This is a genomic window from Streptomyces kronopolitis, assembly GCF_014646275.1.
GTDB classification, from domain to species: domain Bacteria; phylum Actinomycetota; class Actinomycetes; order Streptomycetales; family Streptomycetaceae; genus Streptomyces; species Streptomyces kronopolitis.
Genome location: NZ_BMND01000038.1, coordinates 36,049 through 53,317 on the forward strand (window position 1 = coordinate 36,049; position 17,269 = coordinate 53,317).

Annotated in this window: 15 protein-coding genes and 1 tRNA gene; 4 read left to right on the top strand and 12 right to left on the bottom strand. The window is 71.4% G+C overall.

Translation table 11 applies throughout. The features are described from left to right. Positions 1–40: 40 nt before the first annotated feature. From IEY78_RS28805 to IEY78_RS28820, 4 genes are all read right to left on the bottom strand, one after another. Complete coding sequence (locus tag IEY78_RS28805) at positions 41–1,225, bottom strand: WXG100 family type VII secretion target (RefSeq protein ID WP_189103210.1); 1,185 nt, start codon at positions 1,223–1,225, stop codon at positions 41–43. A 43-nt stretch (positions 1,226–1,268) separates the two neighbouring features. After that, positions 1,269–1,712 carry a WXG100 family type VII secretion target gene (locus tag IEY78_RS28810; RefSeq protein WP_229700230.1) on the bottom strand — a complete coding sequence of 148 codons (444 nt, stop codon included), beginning with the start codon at positions 1,710–1,712 and terminating at the stop codon, positions 1,269–1,271. Between the two features lie 210 nt (positions 1,713–1,922). Beyond that, positions 1,923–2,609 (bottom strand): TetR/AcrR family transcriptional regulator, encoded by a 687-nt coding sequence (locus tag IEY78_RS28815; RefSeq protein ID WP_372508924.1) that lies wholly within the window; start codon positions 2,607–2,609, stop codon positions 1,923–1,925. A gap of 22 nt (positions 2,610–2,631) precedes the next feature. Further along, a complete protein-coding gene (locus tag IEY78_RS28820) occupies positions 2,632–3,636 on the bottom strand; it encodes an acyl-CoA desaturase (RefSeq protein WP_189103212.1) in 1,005 nt (334 codons plus the stop codon). Between the two features lie 298 nt (positions 3,637–3,934). Between IEY78_RS28820 and ppc the strand changes: the two genes are divergently transcribed. After that, entirely contained in the window at positions 3,935–6,697 is a 2,763-nt protein-coding gene (gene ppc / locus IEY78_RS28825; RefSeq protein WP_189103214.1) for a phosphoenolpyruvate carboxylase, read from the top strand. 72 nt (positions 6,698–6,769) lie between these two features. Here the strand turns inward: ppc and IEY78_RS28830 are convergent, their stop codons facing one another. The 6 genes from IEY78_RS28830 to IEY78_RS28855 form a co-directional block, all read right to left on the bottom strand. Beyond that, positions 6,770–7,294 (bottom strand): hypothetical protein, encoded by a 525-nt coding sequence (locus tag IEY78_RS28830; protein WP_189103215.1) that lies wholly within the window; start codon positions 7,292–7,294, stop codon positions 6,770–6,772. A 79-nt stretch (positions 7,295–7,373) separates the two neighbouring features. Beyond that, positions 7,374–7,961, bottom strand: a complete 588-nt coding sequence (gene pth, locus IEY78_RS28835; protein ID WP_189103217.1) for an aminoacyl-tRNA hydrolase — start codon at positions 7,959–7,961, stop codon at positions 7,374–7,376. A gap of 140 nt (positions 7,962–8,101) precedes the next feature. Beyond that, the gene (locus IEY78_RS28840; protein ID WP_189103219.1) at positions 8,102–8,695 is read right to left on the bottom strand and encodes a 50S ribosomal protein L25/general stress protein Ctc; all 594 of its coding nucleotides are present in this window, start codon (positions 8,693–8,695) and stop codon (positions 8,102–8,104) included. Positions 8,696–8,885: 190 nt separating this feature from the next. Next, entirely contained in the window at positions 8,886–9,860 is a 975-nt protein-coding gene (locus IEY78_RS28845) for a ribose-phosphate diphosphokinase (protein ID WP_093483605.1), read from the bottom strand. 73 nt (positions 9,861–9,933) lie between these two features. Continuing rightward, complete coding sequence (glmU, locus tag IEY78_RS28850) at positions 9,934–11,388, bottom strand: bifunctional UDP-N-acetylglucosamine diphosphorylase/glucosamine-1-phosphate N-acetyltransferase GlmU (protein WP_189103221.1); 1,455 nt, start codon at positions 11,386–11,388, stop codon at positions 9,934–9,936. Positions 11,389–11,520: 132 nt separating this feature from the next. After that, a tRNA-Gln gene (locus IEY78_RS28855) sits at positions 11,521–11,592 on the bottom strand. A gap of 252 nt (positions 11,593–11,844) precedes the next feature. Here IEY78_RS28855 and IEY78_RS28860 point away from each other — a divergent pair. Beyond that, the gene (locus IEY78_RS28860) at positions 11,845–13,362 is read left to right on the top strand and encodes a sensor histidine kinase (protein ID WP_189103223.1); all 1,518 of its coding nucleotides are present in this window, start codon (positions 11,845–11,847) and stop codon (positions 13,360–13,362) included. 23 nt (positions 13,363–13,385) lie between these two features. On the opposite strand, the gene IEY78_RS28865 is transcribed toward IEY78_RS28860, so the two are convergent. Beyond that, on the bottom strand, positions 13,386–13,940 hold the full coding sequence (locus IEY78_RS28865) for an SUKH-3 domain-containing protein (RefSeq protein ID WP_189103225.1): 555 nt from the start codon (positions 13,938–13,940) through the stop codon (positions 13,386–13,388). Between the two features lie 8 nt (positions 13,941–13,948). Next, entirely contained in the window at positions 13,949–14,461 is a 513-nt protein-coding gene (locus tag IEY78_RS28870; protein ID WP_189103227.1) for a YwqJ-related putative deaminase, read from the bottom strand. A gap of 320 nt (positions 14,462–14,781) precedes the next feature. Between IEY78_RS28870 and IEY78_RS28875 the strand changes: the two genes are divergently transcribed. Both IEY78_RS28875 and IEY78_RS28880 read left to right on the top strand, forming a co-directional pair. Then, on the top strand, positions 14,782–15,789 hold the full coding sequence (locus IEY78_RS28875; protein ID WP_189103229.1) for an SMI1/KNR4 family protein: 1,008 nt from the start codon (positions 14,782–14,784) through the stop codon (positions 15,787–15,789). Between the two features lie 5 nt (positions 15,790–15,794). Further along, on the top strand, positions 15,795–17,269 hold a 1,475-nt coding region (locus IEY78_RS28880), incomplete at its 3' end, for an SUKH-4 family immunity protein (protein ID WP_506417104.1).

Genomic DNA, 17,269 nt, shown 5'->3' on the forward strand with positions numbered 1-17,269 from the left:
TTCAAGCAACTGGATGAACAGAGGGGCGCGAGGTATGTGTTTAGTCGTCGCTTCCGGCGGAGTGGCCCGACATTTCCTTCGCGGTGCCGTGAATGAAAGACCCTGCCTTGATGGGCAGTTGGATTCCGGCCTCGATCTTGCTGGGGATCTTGCCTTCCGGGAAATTAAACCTCTTGTTAAGGGCCCAGTTGATGCCCTTCTGTGTGAGGGGCTGGCGAATACCTTCGGAGAACTTCGCGGCGGCTTGGATTCCCTCTCCCGCAGCTTCGGCACCGCGGGCGGTCTTGATCCCGGCAACGGCCGTCTTCGCGATGCCACCCACGCCTGGAATGACCCCGAGGGCATCCAGCCCGATCTTCCAGCCCGGTGTTCCGTTGCCGCGGGCGTTCCCCATCCAATGGCCTGCCATCGCACCGGCTGCACACACAGCTGAGGCGCCGGCGAGCACGCCGCCAGCGACCGTTCCGACGACCGGGACGAACTCGCACGCCAGCGCCGCCGCGGCCAGTCCTGCGGAGATCGTCGACAGCAGATCCGCATGCTCGACCAGCCAGTCCTTGAACCCGCGCCAAGCGCTCTTGAGACCGTCGACCGCACGGTTCCACCAGTGAATGTCCGGCGGGTGGTTCTCCGATGCTTTCAGGATGGCCCGCTCGGCTTCGCCTGCCCGGTCCTTCCACTGGGCATGGATCCGCTCGGCCTCACGGATGAGATGCTCGAGCTTCTCCTTCGAGGAGTCGGCCCTGTCGCGGGCCGCGTCCATCTCGTTGTCCATCCGCTTGGCTTGGGCCGGTTCCATTGGCTGGCCGAAGTACGGCTCGTACTGTCGATAGACATCATTGAAATGATCGAGGTCAGACTCTGCCTGCTTGCGGGCCGTCGCCGCCTCGGTCTCGACCTTCCCGGCCTTGTCTTGGAATTCCTGCAAGTGACTGTGCCAGCCGCGTAGAGCTTTCGCGCAATCGTGCATGGATTCTCCGCCTTGGCGGAGATACTTGGGGAGTTCGCCGAGCTTCTTCGCAAAGTTCTGTGCCGCCTCCCCCTCCCAAGCGCCGTCGCTCCTGCCGACAGATTTGAGCAGGTGGTCCAGCTCGTCGAGCTCGTCGCCGACGGACTTCACATCCGAGGCGAGCGCCTGAATTGCGTGCAGATCTCCCTTGGCTGGATTGAATCCCACGCCGGGCCAAGCCGAATCATCGTCGATGAACATGCTGCGCCAGGACATGCATTTCCCCCTTGATTAGCTTCTTCGAGAACCGACCCGAAGGTCAGTGCTTTCCCAGCATTTTGGAGTTCTCTTCCTCGCCTGCCTTGTAGGCGTCCAAGGTTGCTTTGAGCCTCTCGTGAATATCCTTTGCGGCATCAGCGATCCTCTTGATGCCGTCCCCCCACTGATCCTGGAACTCATCACAGGCATCGTCGAGGCCTTCGGTCCCCAAAGATTTCGGGCCAACCTGGTTGAGGCGTTTCTGCGCGTCCCGCATGCGGTCATCGGCACTTGACAGCTTATTGAGCATTCCTTGTACGCGTTCGACATCAATTTTGAAGTCTGACGGCATGCTGAAATTTCCCCTCCATGCCCCGTCGTTGCTGTTGTTGTTTGCCCGTGAATCCTTCGCGGAATCATTCGCACTGAAATGATTGAGGGCAGCGGACGGAGGACGCCAATGCTCCGGACGATGGGGCGAAACGTTCTCCGTGCTGTGGATCACCGTATCGCGATGCGGATGGAAGGAGGGAAATCACTCCGGCCGGAAATGGCCGGGATGGGGCGATGGGGGCAAGGCGGAGTATCGTGAGAGGGTTCGTGCCTTCTCGGAAATGTCCGGCATGGCGGTCCGCTGGGCGAAAGAGGTAAGGCGGTTCCGCAAGCGGGAGAGGTGGGGTGAACGTGAGGTGCCCGGGGAAGCCGGGCTGCGGCCTCAGTTCTTGCGGTGGCCTATCAGGCGGGGGCGGGCCTCCAGGTTGCCCAGGCCGTGCCAGGCGAGGTTGACGAGGTGGGCGGCTACCTCGGCCTTTTTCGGTTTGCGGGTGTCGACCCACCACTGGCCGGTCAGGGCGACCATGCCGACCAGGGCCTGGGCGTAGAGGGGGGCCAGCTTCGGGTCGAAGCCGCGGGCCTTGAATTCCAGGCCCAGGATGTCCTCCACCTGGGTGGCGATATCGCTGATCAGGGAGGCGAAGGTGCCGGTCGACTGGGCCACGGGGGAGTCGCGGACCAGGATGCGGAAGCCGTCGGTGAAGGTCTCGATGTAGTCGAGCAGCGCGAACGCCGCCTGTTCGAGGAGTTCGCGGGGGTGGCCCGCGGTCAGCGCGCCGGTCACCATGTCCAGCAGCTGGCGCATCTCGCGGTCCACGACCACCGCGTACAGGCCCTCCTTGCCGCCGAAGTGCTCGTAGACCACCGGCTTGGAGACCCCGGCCTTGGCCGCGATCTCCTCCACCGACGTGCCCTCGTAGCCGCGCTCGGCGAAGAGCGTGCGACCGATGTCCAGCAGCTGCTCCCGGCGCTCCGCACCGGTCATCCGGACCCTGCGGGCCCGCCGGGTCCCCGGGGCAGGGGACGGCTTGGCCTTGCTGCTGCTCGTGCTGCTGTCGTCGATCGCCACCCGTCAATCATGCCTTCCCCGGTTACCGCCGGGTGGTACCCCCGGCAGCCACCGCCGTGCGGCGGGCCTCCAGCCGGGACGCGTCCGGCCAGTGGACGTCGTAGGCCCAGCCCGCCTTCTCAAACCAGCGGATGATCCGGGCGCTGGAATCCAGCTGCCCCTTCAGGACGCCGTGCCGGGCGCAGGTCGGGTCCGCGTGGTGCAGGTTGTGCCAGGACTCGCCGCAGGACAGGACGGCCAGCCACCAGACGTTGCCGGAGCGGTCGCGCGACTTGAAGGGGCGCTTGCCGACGGCGTGGCAGATGGAGTTGATCGACCACGTGACGTGATGCAGCAGCGCGACCCGGACGAGGGAACCCCAGAAGAACGCGCTCAGCGCACCCTGCCAGGACCAGGTGGCCAGGCCGCCCACCAGCGGCGGGAACAGCAGTGAGACCGCCGTCCACAGGACGAACTGGCGGGAGACCGAGCGGATCGCCTCGTCCTTGACCAGGTCCGGTGCGTACTTCTGCTGCGAGGTCTGCTCCTGGTCGAACATCCAGCCGATGTGGGCCCACCACAGCCCCTTCATCAGGGCGGGCACCGTCTCGCCGAAGCGCCACGGGGAGTGCGGGTCGCCCTCGGCGTCGGAGAACTTGTGGTGCTTGCGGTGGTCGGCCACCCAGCGCACCACCGGCCCCTCCACGGCCACCGACCCCATGATCGCCAGCGCGATCCGCAGCGGGCGCTTGGCCTTGAAGGCGCCGTGGGTGAAGTAGCGGTGGTAGCCGATCGTGATGCCGTGGCAGCCGATGTAGTACATCGCTGTCATCAGCGCCAGGTCCAGCCAGCTCACCCCCCAGCCCCAGGCCAGCGGGACGGCGGCCACCAGCGCCACGAACGGGACGACGATGAAGATCAGCAGGGTGATCTGCTCGATCGATCTGCGCTGCTCACCGCCCAGCGTCGCGGACGGCAGAGCGGTGCCTGCGGCGGGGGAATCGGCAGGAATCGGGGGGTCTTCTACGGCTTCAGGACCAGCGGTCATGGTGTCCCTCGTCGGGGGCTCGGGGGCACGGCTACGGCTACGGGACCGTAACCTACGGTCTCGTAAGTATGGCAGTGACGCCGACACGGGCAAGGCCGTGACAGGCGCCACACCCCCCGGCGCCGCAGCAGATGCCCAGCAAGCGGACGGTGTGATTCCCCGAGGCTGGGCAGACCTATCCTGGGGACGTCGGACAGCGCGGTCCGCACCCGCCCGCATCAGACCAGCCCATCCGTCGCCCGCCCCCTCATGCCAGAGCCGCGGCGCGACGTCCCTGATCGCTGCAAGGAGCGCACCTGTGAGCAGTGCCGACCACACTCCGGCCGAGACCGCGATCGCCGAGAGCCTGGACGCCGGCCCGAGCGACAACGTCGCCCTGCGTGCCGACATCCGCCGCCTCGGCGACCTCCTCGGTGAGACCCTCGTCCGCCAGGAGGGCCCCGAGCTGCTCGACCTCGTCGAGCGGGTACGCGCCCTGACGCGCGAGGACGGCGAAGCGGCTGCCCGGCTCCTGGGCGACACGGATCTGGCCACCGCCGCCAAGCTGGTGCGGGCCTTTTCCACCTACTTCCACCTCGCGAACGTCACCGAGCAGGTCCACCGCGGCCGCGAGCTGGCCGCCCGGCGCTCCGCCGAGGGCAGCATCCTGGCCCGCACCGCCGACATGCTGAAGGACGCCGACCCCGCGCACCTGCGGGACACCGCCCGCAACCTCAACGTGCGCCCCGTCTTCACGGCGCACCCCACCGAGGCCGCCCGCCGCTCCGTCCTGACCAAGCTCCGCAAGGTCGCCGAGCTGCTGGACAGCCCCGACGCCGAGCGCCGCCGCGCCGATCTGCGCCTGGCCGAGAACATCGACCTCATCTGGCAGACCGACGAGCTGCGCGTCGCCCGCCCGGAGCCCACCGACGAGGCCCGCAACGCGATCTACTACCTCGACGAGCTGGGCCGCGGCGCCGTCGGCGACGTCCTGGAGGACCTCGCCGCCGAGCTGGAGCGGGCCGGCGCCGAGCTGCCCGCCGGCACCCGCCCGCTCACCTTCGGCACCTGGATCGGCGGCGACCGCGACGGCAACCCCAACGTCACCCCGCAGGTGACCTGGGACGTGCTGCTCCTCCAGCACGAGCACGGCATCACCGACGCCCTGGAGCACGTCGACGAGCTGCGCGGCGCGCTGTCCAACTCCATCCGCAACTGCGGGGCCACCGAGGAGCTGCTGGCGTCCCTGCGGCGCGACCTCGACGTGCTGCCCGAGATCAGCCCCCGCTACAAGCGGCTGAACAGCGAGGAGCCCTACCGCCTCAAGGCCACCTGCATCCGGCAGAAGCTCGTCAACACCCGCGAGCGGCTGGCCGGCGACACCCCGCACGTGCCCGGCCGCGACTACCTCGGCACCGTGGAGCTGCTCGACGACCTCGCCCTGATCCAGACCTCGCTGCGCGAGCACCGCGGCGGTCTGGTCGCCGACGGCCGCCTGGAGCGCACCCTGCGCACCATCGCCGCCTTCGGTCTGCAGCTCGCCACCATGGACGTCCGCGAGCACGCCGACGCCCACCACCACGCCCTCGGCCAGCTCTTCGACCGGCTCGGCGAGGAGTCCTGGCGCTATGTGGACATGCCGCGTGACTACCGCCGCAAGCTCCTCGCCAAGGAGCTGCGCTCGCGCCGCCCGCTGGCCCCCACCCCGGCCCCGCTCGACGAGGCCGGCGCCAAGACCCTCGGCGTCTTCCGCACCATCGGCAAGGCCAAGGACACCTTCGGCCCCGAGGTCGTCGAGTCCTACATCATCTCCATGTGCGCCGGATCCGACGACGTCTTCGCGGCCGCCGTCCTCGCCCGTGAGGCCGGTCTGCTCGACCTGCACGCCGGCTGGGCCAAGATCGGCATCGTGCCGCTGCTGGAGACCACCGACGAGCTGAAGATCGCCGACCAGCTGCTCGACGAGATGCTCTCCGACCCCTCCTACCGGCGGCTGGTCGCCCTGCGCGGCGACGTCCAGGAGGTCATGCTCGGCTACTCCGACTCCTCCAAGTTCGGCGGCATCACCACCTCCCAGTGGGAGATCCACCGCGCCCAGCGCCTGCTGCGCGACGTCGCCCACCGCCACGGCGTGCGGCTGCGCCTCTTCCACGGCCGCGGCGGCACGGTCGGCCGCGGCGGCGGCCCCTCCCACGACGCGATCCTCGCCCAGCCCTACGGCACCCTCGAAGGCGAGATCAAGGTCACCGAGCAGGGCGAGGTCATCTCCGACAAGTACCTGGTGCCGTCGCTGGCCCGGGAGAACCTGGAGCTGACCGTCGCGGCCACCCTCCAGGCCTCCGCCCTGCACACCGCCCCCCGGCAGTCCGACGAGGCGCTGGCCCGCTGGGACGCGGCCATGGAGACGGTCTCCGAGGCCGCCCACGGCTCCTACCGCCGCCTGGTGGAGGACCCCGACCTGCCCGCGTACTTCTTCGCCTCCACCCCCGTCGACCAGCTCGCCGAGCTGCACCTCGGCTCGCGCCCGTCCCGCCGCCCCGACTCCGGCGCCGGCCTCGACGGACTGCGGGCCATCCCGTGGGTCTTCGGCTGGACCCAGTCCCGCCAGATCGTCCCGGGCTGGTACGGCGTCGGCACCGGCCTCAAGGCCGCCCGCGAGGCCGGACTCGACAGCGTGCTGGACGAGATGCACGAGCACTGGCACTTCTTCCGCAACTTCCTGTCCAACGTCACCATGACGCTGGCCAAGACGGACCTGCGGATCGCCCAGCACTACGTGGACACCCTCGTCCCGGAGAACCTCAAGCACGTCTTCGAGCACATCAAGGCCGAGCACGAGCTGACCGTCGCCGAGGTCCTGCGCGTCACCGGCGAGAAGAAGCTCCTCGACTCCAACGAGGTCCTCCAGCAGACCTTCCACATCCGCGACGCCTACCTCGACCCGATCTCCTACCTCCAGGTCTCGCTGCTGGATCGCCAGCGGACCGCCGCCGAGCGCGGCGAGGAGGCGGACCCGGTCCTCGCCCGGGCCCTGCTGCTCACCGTCAACGGTGTCGCGGCCGGCCTGCGCAACACCGGCTGACCGGCGCCCCGAAAGCAGCGCGGCGGCCCGTCCTCCCCCACCGGAGAGGACGGGCCGCCGCGCGTTCCTGCCCTACATCGCCGCGAAGGCCGCGCCCAGCAGCACGACCCCCAGCAGTCCCATCACCCACGCCGTACGCCGCATCCGCATCCCGCCGGCCACCACCAGCGCCGCCAGCAGCAGCGCCCCCGCGAAGGGCACCCAGGCGTGCAGGATGCCGGCGGTCCCGGCCCGCACCGCGTGCGTCGTCCCCGGCTCGACCACGACCTCGACCCGCTCGCCCTCGTCGGGCGCGGCCGCCTGCGCGATCGTCACCTTCGGCCGCCGCCGGCCGTCCCCGCCCGTCGGCACGTACGGTCCCGTGCACCGCTCACCCGCACACGCCGACACCGTCATCAGCCCGCGCTCGCGCGCCTTGACGAGCATCGCGTACTGCGCCGTGTGCCAGGACGTCCACACCCCGGCCACCAGCAACAGCGCGGCCAGCAGCCCCATCACGGCGATCCTGGCGACGAGCAGCGCGCCGAAAGCGCTCTCGCCGGCCCGGCGGGTACGACTGCGTCTGACCGGACGGGGGCGCGTACTGCTTCGGGGCATGGCGGCGATCCTTGGCCATGCATCAGCGCCCGTCAACCTCCGGAAACGGTTCGTGGGCCCCTGACCCGCGCTGTCCCATTCAGGAGTTGTAGGTGCTCTGCGCCCGTTCCAGACCGTCCACGATCAGCGTCTCCACCGCGTCCGCGGCGCGGTCCACGAAGTAGTCCAGTTCGCGCCGTTCGGCCGAGGAGAAGTCCTTCAGCACGAAATCCGCCACCTGCATACGGCCCGGCGGGCGTCCGATCCCGAACCGGATCCGGTGGTACTCCGCACCCAGGGATTTCGTGATCGACTTCAGCCCGTTGTGGCCGTTGTCGCCGCCGCCCAGCTTCAGCCGCAGCGCACCGTAATCGATATCCAACTCGTCATGAATGGCAATGATGTGGGCGACCGGCACCTTGTAGAAATCCCGGAGTGCGGTGGTCGGCCCGCCCGATACATTCATGTACGAGGACGGCTTGGCCACCACCACCCGCCGGCTTCCCGGCCCGGGCGCACCGCAGCGGCCCTCCACGACCTGGGCCCGCGCCTTGTGCGCCTTGAACCGGCCCCCCATCCGCTGCGCCAGCAAATCCGCCACCATGAAGCCCACGTTGTGGCGATTTCCGGCGTACTCCGGGCCCGGATTACCCAGCCCCACGACCAGCCACGGATCCGCGTCCGACATTCCGTCACTCCCACATCCCGCCGACCGCCGCCGGCCAACGACCGCAATTGCCCATGAAACAGTCCAACCGCCGCCCCGCACCCAAAGGCGCGCGGCGGCGGTTGGACGACTCGCTGAGAAATCTACCCAGCGGAAGAGACTCAGGCCTCGGCGGCCTCGCCCTCGCCCTCGGCGGCCTCCTCGGCCGGCGCCTCGGCCTGGGCGGCGATGACCTGCACCACGACGGCGTCGTCCTCGACGGCCAGCGAGACGCCGGACGGCAGGGTGATGTCCTTGGCCAGCACCGAGGCGCCGGCGTCCAGGTCCTGGACGGAGATGGTGACCGACTCGGGGATGTGGGTGGCCTCGGCCTCGACCGGCAGGGTGTTGAGGACGTGCTCCAGCACGAGCTGGCCCGGGGCGAGGTCGCCCTCGACGTTGATCGGGATCTCGACGGAGACCTTCTCGCCCTTCTTCACGGCGAGGAAGTCCACGTGGACCAGGAACTGGCGGATGGCCTCACGCTGCACGGCCTTGGGGATGACCAGCTCGGTCTTGCCGTCGAAGTCCAGGCGGATCAGGGCGTTCGGCGTCTTCAGCGCCATCATCAGCGCGTGGTTGTGGATCGCCACGTGCTGCGGCTCCGCGCCGTGGCCGTAGACGACGGCCGGCACCAGGTCGGCGCGGCGGGCGCGGCGGGCGGCACCCTTACCGAAGTCGGTACGGACCTGGGCGGTGAGCTTGACCTCAGCCATAACAGCACTCCTCGTAACTCAGAAACATCTGGTGGGCGTCACCCGGCCCACGACAGACCTGCTACGAAGAGCGCGTCGATAACGGACAACCACCACACGGGGCGGCCTCCCTCGCCGAGCAACTCGATGAGTCTACCCGGCCGGGAGGCCGCCCCAAAGTCGATCAGTGCGGACTACCCCACCGACCCGCTCACTGCTCCTCGAAGAGGCTCGTCACCGAGCCGTCCTCGAACACCTCGCGGATCGCCCGGGCGATCGTCGGCGCCATCGACAGCACCGTGATCTTGTCCAGCTCCAGCTCCGACGGGGTCGGCAGGGTGTTGGTGAAGATGAACTCGCTGACCTTGGAGTTCTTCAGGCGGTCCGCGGCCGGGCCGGACAGCACGCCGTGCGTCGCGGTCACGATCACGTCCGAGGCGCCGTTCGCGAACAGCGCGTCGGCGGCGGCGCAGATCGTGCCACCGGTGTCGATCATGTCGTCGACCAGGACGCAGACCCGGTCCTTCACGTCGCCGACGACCTCGTGCACGGTGACCTGGTTCGCCACGTCCTTGTCGCGCCGCTTGTGCACGATCGCCAGCGGGGCGCCGAGGCGGTCGCACCAGCGGTCGGCGACCCGCACCCGGCCGGCGTCCGGGGACACCACCGTGAGCTTGTCGCGGTCCACCTTCGCGCCCACGTAGTCCGCGAGGACCGGCAGCGCGAAGAGGTGGTCCACCGGGCCGTCGAAGAAGCCCATGATCTGGTCCGTGTGCAGATCCACGGTCACCACGCGGTCGGCGCCCGCGGTCTTCATCAGGTCCGCGATCAGCCGCGCCGAGATCGGCTCGCGGCCGCGGTGCTTCTTGTCCTGGCGGGCATAGCCGTAGAACGGCACGACCACGGTGATGCTCCGGGCCGAGGCCCGCTTCAGCGCATCAATCATGATCAGCTGTTCCATGATCCACTTATTGATCGGAGCCGTGTGGCTCTGAATCAAGAAGCAGTCCGCGCCACGCGCCGATTCCTGATAGCGGACATAGATCTCGCCATTGGCGAAGTCGAATGCCTTGGTCGGGACCAGGCCCACACCCAGCTGGTGCGCGACCTCCTCGGCAAGCTCGGGGTGGGCGCGGCCGGAGAAGAGCATCAGCTTCTTCTCGCCGGTCGTCTTGATCCCGGTCACAGCAAATCTCCTCGAATCACAGTTTGCGTGCGCTCAACAAAGGTACGCCCCGCACGGCGCACCTCTTGCACGGTCACCGCTCGCCCTCGGATTCCTGGCGAGCGGCCGAAGCCGCCTGCGCGGCGGCGCTTCCGGGCCGCTTGCGCGCGACCCAGCCCTCGATATTCCGCTGCTGGCCGCGCGCGACCGCCAGCGAACCCGGGGGCACATCCTTGGTGATGACCGAGCCGGCCGCCGTATAAGCGCCGTCCCCGATCGTGACCGGAGCCACAAACATGTTGTCCGAGCCCGTCTTGCAATGTGATCCGACCGTGGTGTGGTGCTTCGCCTCACCGTCGTAGTTCACAAAGACGCTCGCCGCTCCGATATTGGTGAACTCACCGATCGTGGCATCTCCCACATAGGACAGATGCGGCACCTTCGTGCCCTCGCCGATCGTGGCGTTCTTCATCTCCACGTAGGTGCCGGCCTTCGACTTCGGACCGAGATCCGTACCCGGCCGCAGATATGCGTAGGGGCCGACATTCGCGCCCGCGCCGATCCGCGCGCCCTCGGCGACCGTGAAGGAGGCCACCGCGTCCGCGCCCACCGTGGTGTCGGTCAGCCGCGAATGCGGGCCGACCTCGGCGCCGGTGGCGAGGTGCGTGGTGCCCAGCAGCTGGGTCCCCGGGTGCACCGTCGCGTCCGGCTCGAAGGTCACCGACACGTCGATCAGGGTCGACGCCGGGTCCACCACGGTCACGCCGGCCAGCATCGCCCGCTCCAGCAGCCGCTCGTTCAGCAGCGCACGCGCCTGGGCGAGCTGGACGCGGTTGTTGATCCCGAGGATCTCGCGGTGATCGTCCGCGACCGCGGCCCCCACGCGGTGCCCGGCCTCGCGCACGATCCCCAGCACGTCGGTGAGGTACTCCTCGCCCTGGCTGTTGTCCGTGCGCACCTTGCCCAGGGCGTCCACGAGCAGCCGGGCGTCGAAGGCGAAGACGCCGGAGTTGATCTCCCGGATGGCGCGCTGGGTGTCGGTGGCGTCCTTGTGCTCGACGATCGCCGTCACCGCGCCGCCGGCCTCGCGCACGATCCGGCCGTAGCCGGTGGCGTCCGGGACCTCGGCGGACAGGACCGTGACGGCGTTGCCGTCCGCGGCGTGGGTGGCGCCGAGCCGCTCCAGGGTCGCGCCGGTCAGCAGCGGGGTGTCGCCGCAGACCACGATCACGGTGCCGTCGAGGGCGACACCGCTCTGGCTCAGCTCCTCCAGGGCCGTGCGGACCGCGTGGCCGGTGCCCTTCTGCTCGTGCTGCACCGCGGTGCGCACGGCGGGGTCGGTCTCGGTGAGATGGGCCCGCACCTGCTCGCGGGCGTGGCCGACGACCACGACGAGGTGCTCGGGGTCCAGCTCGCGGGAGGCGGCGACGACATGTCCGACGAGGGAGCGGCCGCAGAGGGCGTGCAGGACCTTGGGGGTCGCCGACTTCATGCGGGTGCCCTCACCCGCTGCGAGAACGACGACGGCTGCCGGGCGGTTGGCGCTCACGGGGATGCCCTTCGGCTTCTTGGCTACTTCGGGTGGTGGTCACCCGAAGGATACCGGTGCGTATTGCAGCCGAAACGCGTGCGGGTCCTGACGTGGTGGTCAGGACCCGGAAATATGCCTGTGGTGCGTTTGCTCCCCTGCCAGGACTCGAACCCGGACATAAGGCACCAAAAGCCTCAGTGCTGCCAATTACACCACAGGGGATGGTAGGGCGAACCGCTCCGGACGGTGCGCCGGTACGGCCGCTCGGCCACCCACACTATGCCGTACCACCAGCCGTTGACGCGACGGTATAGGTCCGTGTGATGCCGCTGCCGCGTGTGTGCGGGGCGGGTGGGGCGGGATGTCGGTATTGCGGGTGAATTTATAGTTCGAGGGAAATCCGGGGATACGGCCTGGTAATGGGCTGCGCAACTCCTAGGGGGATCCGGGGCGGGCGCCCGTAGGCTGGGCGGTATGACCGCGACGGGGGCAAGTGACGAAGGCGTGGGCGCGCGGGGTGCGCCGGTGAACGGGCCGGTGGACGGGCCGTGGTGGTGGGCCCGGCGGCGGAGCGCCGTACTGGATGTGTTTCTGGCGGCGGCGTCCGCCCTGGAGTGCCTGATCGAGGGGGCGAAATTCGCCGACGAGGCCCAGCTGCCCGAGCTGCTGGGGCTGTTGCTCGGCCTGCTGGCGGGCTCGGTGCTGCTGGTGCGCCGCCGGTGGCCGGTGGCGGTGGTGCTGGTCTCGATCGCGGTGATGCCCGCCGAGATGGGCGTCCTCCTGGGCCTGGTGGGGCTGTACACGCTCGCCGCGTCGGACCTGCCGCGCCGGATCACCGCGCTGCTGGCCGGGATGTCGGTGGTGGGGTCGTGGGTGACGTCGTACCTCAACGTGCAGCAGGGGATGGCCGGTCAGCAGGGCTTCCGTCCGCCGCTGTGGTTCGCGCCGGTGACCTCGGTCGCGGTGGGGCTGCTGCTGACGGCGCCGCCGGTGCTGTGGGGCCTGTACATCGGTGCCCGGCGGCGGCTGGTGGAGAGCCTGCGGGAGCGGGCGGACGGCCTGGAGCGGGAGCTGTCGCTGCTGGCCGACCGGGCCGAGGAGCGCGCCGAGTGGGCCCGCAACGAGGAGCGCACCCGCATCGCGCGCGAGATGCACGACGTGGTCGCGCACCGGGTGAGCCTGATGGTGGTGCACGCGGCCGCGCTGCAGGCGGTGGCGCTGAAGGACCCGGAGAAGGCGTCGCGGAACGCGGGGCTGGTCGGCGACATGGGCCGCCAGGCGCTCACCGAGCTGCGGGAGATGCTCGGGGTGCTGCGGACGGCCGAGGGGCCGGCGGTGCGGGGCGCCTCGGCGCCCGCCGCGTCCGAGCGGCTGGCGGCGGTGGCCTCCCGGGCCGGGGCGCAGGCGACGGAGCGGGACCGCCCGGCCGAGCCGCCCGCGAAGCCGTCCGGCGGCGCGCCGACGGCGGGGCCCGGAGCCGCCAATGCGGCGCCCACCGGGGCGCACGTACCGGAGCAGCGGGGCGGTGAGGCGGCGGCCGAGGGGCCGCACCTCGCGGAGCTGGCGGATCTGGTGGGGCAGTCCCGGGCGGCCGGCATGACGGTCGAGCTGACGGTCGACGAGGATGCCGGGGACGCCGGGGACACCGGGGGAGCGGTGGCGGCCGAGGCCGGGTGCCGGTACGCGGCGCGTGTGGAGCGGACGGTCTACCGCGTCGTGCAGGAAGCGCTCACCAATGTGCACAAGCACGCGCCGGGTGCGCAGGCGCGGGTGCGGCTGGCGCACCGGGACGGCGAGCTCGCGGTCCAGGTGGAGAACGGCCCCGGCGAGAGCGGCGCGGCCGGTGCCGGGCTGCCGAGCGGCGGCAACGGCCTGGTGGGGATGCGGGAGCGGGTGACGGCGCTGGGCGGCGTCTTCGTCTCCGGCCCGACCGAGACCGGTGGCTTCCGGGTGTCGGCGGTGCTGCCGGTCTCCCCGGTGCCGGCCGCCTGATCCGGCCGCCCGGTCCCGCCGGTTCAGCCGGCCGCGTCCGGCGCGAGCCGGGTGGGCCGGCTGCCCAGCACCAGCGTCCCCAGCGCGGTGTCGATGTCGGGCCCCAGATACCAGTCGCCGGTGTGGTCGAGGCTGTAGACCCGGCCCTCGGCGTCGATGGCGAGGGCGGCCTGGCCGTAGGTGGCCCCGTCGGGCGCGGTGAGTTCCTCGCGGCCGAGCGGGGCCACGTCCGTCTCCAGGGCGCGGCCGAGATCGCCGAGGGTGCGGGCGAGGTGGAGGCCGTGCAGGGGGTCGAGCACGAAGGGGGCGGGGGCGATGTGGCGGCCGGGCCCCGGGCCGGTGATGTGCAGCGCGCCGAATTCGGCCCAGGCCTCGACGGCCGCGGGGAAGACGGTGTGGCGGTGGCCGGCGGGCGAGGTGTGGGCGCGCAGGGTGTCGGCCCAGTGTTCCGCCTGCTTTATGTCCCAGCGGCCGGGGTGCCAGCCGGCGTCCTGGAGCGCGACGTCGACGGCGGCGGGAAACCGGGTGGAGTCGCCGCGGTCGTGGGCGGCGGTGCGGGGGCCGGGGGTGGTCGGCATGGTGGCGGTCAGCTTCCTGTGGGCGTCGCGCCGACGGGCATGACACCGAAGTGGGCGAGGAGTGCGTCGCAGGAGCGGCACGGCGGGGCGTAGCCGCCGTGCTGGGGGTCGCCGTCCTCGCGGATATGGCGTGCGGTGATCTTGGAGTGTTTCAGGGAACGGCGGGCTTCGCCATTGGTCAGCGGCTTGCGGGAGGCGCGCTTGCCGCGGTTGGCCTCGACGGCGGTGAGGTGGCGGGAGAGCAGGACGGCTTCGGGGCAGCGTCCGGTGAAACGTTCGCGCTGTGCGGTGGCGAGCGCGTCGAGGAAATCCTGGACCAGCGGGTGGAGTGCCGGCGGCTGCTCCGCCTTGCTCGCCGTGCAGGTAAGGGTTTGTCCGCGTACTGACAGGGCGGCACCGACGGTGGGGAGGATGCCGTCGCGGCGGTGGCGGAGGGCGGGCGCGCGAGGGGTGTCGGCGGTGCCGCTCCAGCCGATGCGGGGGTCGCCGGCTGAGTTGTGGTGGCGTGCAGTGGTGCTCATCGTGGTGCTTTCCCTCCCCGAATCCCCGTGGTGCTGGGGGTCCCCCCACCGAAGGTGGGGGAGGGTCAGCCTGCCAAATGTGCTGGGTGTTGCGGTAGTCGGGCGGCCTGTCGGCGATCTCACGGGGAGCTGACGGGGCGTCGGCCGCGGGGAAACGCGGCTGGTCGGCGGGGTGGTGCGCGGGGGGCTCGCAGGTGGTGGGGCGGCGGGTGACACCGGTGTGTCGCCGGGCTGACGTGCGGGGGGACGGGGCGGCGGCCGGTTGGGCCGTACGGCTTAGGCTGTGCCCCACAGCCAGCTTGAGCCAGGGGGCAACCGCGATGACGACAGGTCCGCACGGGCTGGGGGCACTCCCCGGCCCCCGCGCGGCGGGACATGCCGCGCCACCGAACGCGGCGTATGCCGGACAGGTCGTGCATTTCCCGGACCCGGTGCGCGCCGCGCGGTACCCGGCCGGCGTGCGGATGGACGCCCGCGGTTTCCCGGAGTTCACGCCCTACGCGCGCGCCGCGGCGGAGATCGCCGAGCCGCCGGAGGGCTTCGGCGTCGACGAGCTGCGGCTGACGGACTACGTCTCGGCGAACGCCGCGCTGCACGCCCAGGGCCACGAGCTGTGGATAGACGTGCCGGCGGTGGCCACCCCGCACGGCTGGACCTGGCACCACGTGGCCGGCACCCGGCGGATGGAGCTGGTGCCGGTCGAGGTGAAGGCGCTGCTGCGGCACCACGGCGGGCTGGCGACGGCCCCGGTGGCGCACGACCGGCGCGGCACCCGGCCGTTGCAGGAGACCCGGCCTGCGCACTTCGGGCTGCCGCACCGCGATCTGTCGGTGAGTGAGGAAGCGCTGGCGCAGGCCGAGGAGTCGCTGGGCTACCGGCTGCCGGAGGCCTACCGCGCGTTCCTGAAGGCGGCGGGCGGGTGCGCGCCGGTGGGGGCGGCGCTCGACGCGGAGTTGGGGCTGCTGGTCGACCAGCCGTTCTTCACGGTGCGCGACGACGTGGCGGTCAACGATCTGGTCTATGTGAACAAGTGCCTGCGGGACCACTTCACCAAGGACTACCTGGGCGTGGCGTTCGTGCAGGGCGGGGTGGTCGCGGTGAAGGTCCGCGGCGAGGCGCTCGGCTCGGTGTGGTTCTGCCCGTACGACGACGCACGGGACCGGGACGGCTGGACGGTGCAGGAGCGCGTGGAGCGGCTGCTGCTGCCGTGCGGCGCGGACTTCGACGACTTTCTGCTCCGGCTGGCGGGCAACCCGCCGGAGCTGGAGACCGTGGCGGACCTGATGGTCGACGGCGGTTTCGCGTACCAGGTTGCGGTGGGGGGCTGAGCACGGTGGTGACGTTCGCGCAGGCGCAGGAGCGCGCGGAGCTGTGGGTGAACGGCGAGGTGCCGCCGCGGCTCCACCGCGAGGTACAGGTGCGGGAGTTCGACCTGGGCTTCGTGGCCTGGGCCGAGGACCGGGCCGGCGGGCCGTCGGCGGGCGGCGGCCGGGCCCGGCTGGTGATCGCCCGGGACAGCGGGGAGACCACGCTGTGGCCGGGGCTGCCGGTCGGCGAGGTGATCCGGCGCTACGAGGAGGCGTACGGCGCTCCCGTGGACGGCGGGTACCACGCGCCCGAACCGCCGCAGCGGATCGACCTGGAGGCCACCTCCTTCCTGCTGACGCCGCCGGAATGGCTCCAGGAGGCGGCCGACGCGCGAGGGGCCGCGGAGCGGCGGGCGGCGGAAGGCACCGGAGCCGCGGCGCCGCTCCCGATACCGCCGGCCGGGCCCGCCACCGCGCCCTCGGCCGCCGACGCCTGGGCCGGGGTGAACGTGAATGCCGCCGACGGCGGGCCCACCGGGGACGGCGTCGGCCCGGCCACCGGCGCGCCCGGTTCCGCCGCGCCGGCCTCGTGGGACGGCGCGGACACCACGCACGGCGCGGGCGGCGAGGACCGCTCGGTCGAGCTGCCCCGTACGGTCTTCGCGCCGCCGCTGGCCGGATTCGACGAGGCGGACGAGGCCCCGCCGGCGCCGCGGGCGCGCCCCGAGGCCAAGACCGAACTGCTCCAGGGCGGCAGCCAGTTGCCGCGTACCCGGCTCGCGCCCGCGCTGGACCTGCCGGACGCCGACGGCGGTCCGGCGGGGCGGCCGCGTCCGGCCGGCGGCCCCGGTGACGGGGTGCTGCCGCCGCCGGTGCCGTCCGCACCGCCGTCCGTGCCGCCGTCCGCCGACGGGCTGTCCGCGCTGCCGCCGCCGTCCGGACCGCCGGTCACCGATGTGCCGCCCCCGCCGGGTGCGGGTGGCTCCGCCGCCGCGGAACCGGCCGTTCCCGCTCCGCCCGCTCCGCCGGTGGGCGGTGGGGTGCACGCCGCCGCGACGATGCTGGCCGACGGCTCGGCGCTGCCCGGCAACGCCGCCGCGGGTCCGCCGCCGCCTCCCGGCCCTCCCGCTCCTCCCGGTCCCGGCCGGGACGGCGCGCCGCAGGACGCGCCGGAGGCCGACGCCCCCCGGGCCGCACCGGCCGGGGGCTACATCCCCACCCAGCTGGTGTCGCAGCTGGACGCCGCGGACGTGGATCTCAGCGCGGTGGACGGGCCGGACGGAACGGGGAAGACCGGCGGTTCCGAGGGTTCCGCCGGTGACGCTGCTTCCCCCGCCCCCGACGGCCCCCGCTCCGGCGGGGTGCACGCCGCCGCGACGATGCTGGCCGACAGCGCGGCCCTCCGGGTGCCGCCGCCCGTCGCGGGCGGTCCGGGGGAGGCCGGCGGCCCCGGTGTGCCGCCGCCGCCCGGTCCTCCGGGGGTGCCGGGCGCGCCCAAGCC